Raw genomic sequence first — 3,003 nt, 5'->3', positions numbered from 1 at the left:
TAGCGTTTCCCAAGCTTATGACGTACAGTTGTATTTTTGTCTTTTTCTTCCCTGTTCCCAGTTAAGTGTTCCCTCAAACCTAAAATTTTGTACCTCACGCTTTTTGGGAATTGCTATAGTGTTTTTAAATGATTCGTAAATATCTAGAGTGCTAAAAGAATTACTAAATAAGGAGATTGAGTTTACATCTCAAATAAAAATGCTATATAAGAGTTAGGATTTGGCATATTAATTAACTAGGGCTGGCTGATTAAATATAAAAGTATTGACAGATAAAGGCTTTAGCCTTTGCGTATGCTAAAAAAGTGCAAGGTTTTTACTCCCAAAAGGCTGAAAATGTGAGGATTTTGAGTAGACAAGGGTGGAACAATTGAGGGACAAATATATCCGACTACATCCTCTGTAATTCTCATTTCTCCTGTACGGGTGATTTCCTACGGAATGCTCCCCATTCATGTCGGCGATAGCTGAAACGCGAATCACCCCTAGGACTCCTACCCTCATCCATAAGACTTTTTCAGCAAACCCCTAAGATTAAACAGTCTTGAAACCAATGTAATATTAGGGATAAAAAAACCTGACAGCTAATAAGCAAACTAATAATTACGATAATATTACCTCTGCCCCCGCACTCCTGAAAAATTCTCCCATAAATGGTTCCATATTTTTAGATAACAAATGCAAAAGTGGGAATATCTCTTAGCAGAAGCAAGCCCTTATCCTTTTGGGGATAAGCTGATTACCATATACATAAACGGCAAAGAATGGCGACAATGGAAAGATAAAACATTATACGAATTAGTTAATTATTTGGGTAATGAAGGATGGGAATTAGTAGCTTTTAGCCATAACTCAAAATCTGACAATAATTACCTTATATTTAAACGTCCTAAAATGACAATATAAGTAAGCATTTAGCTATTAGCGGTCAGTTCTTCCTGCGGAATGCTACGCAAACAGCAATAATATCTAAACCTTAAGGACTTGCTATAAATGAATATAGCCTTTAAATTCGGCTTTTATAGTAAGATTGAATTGAATGAAATTTAATTCAATTAATAAAGCTTTTATCTAAAACTAGAATAAAATGCTTACCAATATAAATTATGAATGTTTGACAAATTTAACTAATATTTTAACTATCTGATTGATTCAATCTTCTTTGCCATTCAGCATCAATTTTATCTGACTGTTCAGCTTCCTGATCTAGCACATTCTTTTCCGTTGTATATGCTAAATCTTGATTACTAAGAATCGTTTCTTTAGCAAATTCTCTAGCATACTCAATTTTCTGACTTAATAGATTATTAGCCTGGTTTAAAGCAACAGCTCTGTTTTGCCTTTGTTGATTCCGTTTATCAACTTTACCATTACGCNATTCAGCATCAATTTTATCTGACTGTTCAGCTTCCTGATCTAGCACATTCTTTTCCGTTGTATATGCTAAATCTTGATTACTAAGAATCGTTTCTTTAGCAAATTCTCTAGCATACTCAATTTTCTGACTTAATAGATTATTAGCCTGGTTTAAAGCAACAGCTCTGTTTTGCCTTTGTTGATTCCGTTTATCAACTTTACCATTACGCCATTGTACCCAAAAATAACGAATTAATGGCAATACTAAAAAACTTACACCATAAGCCAGCAATACAGGATAAATCACTTCAACAAAAGCAATAAACCCTCCAATCTGAGCTACAACTGTACCATCTTTTAACAACGAACCCAAAACTAAAGCACCAACACAATTAACAGCACCTAATCCAGTTGCTAACATTATTTGACCAGAATTTGCCTCGCTAAAACGCCAAAGTTTTTCCTTCAAATAAGCAGAAACAGGTTGAGAATACCACTCTTTTGCTGTTGTTTGTAACTCAGGAAAATGATACACAATTTGACCATCAGGACTAACTTCCGGACGACCATTAAAACGAATTAATACTGGTAAAATATACTCCTCATATTCCAGAGCATATCCTTTTCCTAAATCATCCAAATAAGGAGCAATTTGTTCCGCAACTACCGCCCCTTGATTATTCTTAATTACAGTAGCGATCGCCTGCCAACGTTGCTCATCTAAATTGTAATTAGGGTTTCCATCTCCAAATAGAAAAGAAAAGACAGCCTCCAAAAAATTCATCTCATTTTCTTTATCTGAAGTTCGAGATTTTTGTCTTTTTCTTTCTCTTTGTCGTTGATATCTATAAGGTTCATCATAATATCCCCAATCAAACCACCAAAACCAAAAAGGATTAAATCCAAACCGGGGGAAAAATACCATTCCACCACCCGAATTATTACCCCCACCACCTGAGTCATTTTGTTCACTGCTAGAATTAATTGAAATAACAATAATGGTAATAGCAACCATGATAATTACCAAAGAAAGTATTAACAAAATCCCAAAAGAAATTCTGATTAAATAAAACAATATCCGCCAAACTTTTTCCCACCATTCTCTTAATCTTAAGCGCCAGAATTTATTGCGTAAAACATCTCTAAAATTATTAGGAAATAAATAAGCAATTTCCCCTGATTCTGATACTTGTAAATGACCACCAGCATCTGTAGCTAAAGCTAATAATCCCTGTTCTGCCACTTTCACATCTAATCCAGCTTTAGCTGCTACATCTCCCACAGTAACGCGGTAGCCAAAATTTTCCACGGCTGTCATTATCGCAGGATTTGGAATCATAACATTACCTCAGACTTAATTAATTTATCTACTTAAATTATAGACAAAAAATTAATCATAGCTATATAATACCATTTCTCAAAAATATTTCTATATCTGATTGGTTGGGAAAGTGTGGGGAGTGTGGGGAGTGTGGGGANTTGGAATCATAACATTACCTCAGACTTAATTAATTTATCTACTTAAATTATAGACAAAAAATTAATCATAGCTATATAATACCATTTCTCAAAAATATTTCTATATCTGATTGGTTGGGAAAGTGTGGGGAGTGTGGGGAGTGTGGGGAGGAGTAAACACAATAATAA

Annotated in this window: 2 protein-coding genes; one reads left to right on the top strand and one right to left on the bottom strand. The window is 34.3% G+C overall.

Annotation, left to right across the window (positions count from 1 at the left end; genetic code table 11):
• The first annotated feature begins 678 nt into the window (after nucleotides 1-678).
• The gene (locus tag AFK68_RS03970; RefSeq protein ID WP_094671682.1) at nucleotides 679-906 is read left to right on the top strand and encodes a hypothetical protein; all 228 of its coding nucleotides are present in this window, start codon (nucleotides 679-681) and stop codon (nucleotides 904-906) included.
• A gap of 471 nt (nucleotides 907-1,377) precedes the next feature.
• Here AFK68_RS03970 and AFK68_RS40955 read toward each other — a convergent pair.
• On the bottom strand, nucleotides 1,378-2,695 hold a 1,318-nt coding region (locus AFK68_RS40955), incomplete at its 3' end, for a hypothetical protein (protein ID WP_143437492.1).
• Between the last annotated feature and the right edge of the window lie 308 nt (nucleotides 2,696-3,003).

This window comes from Hydrocoleum sp. CS-953 (assembly GCF_002260545.1).
Taxonomy (GTDB): domain Bacteria; phylum Cyanobacteriota; class Cyanobacteriia; order Cyanobacteriales; family Microcoleaceae; genus Trichodesmium.
Note: the sequence above shows the minus strand (reverse complement) of the source record. Positions and strands in the feature narration are given on the sequence as shown.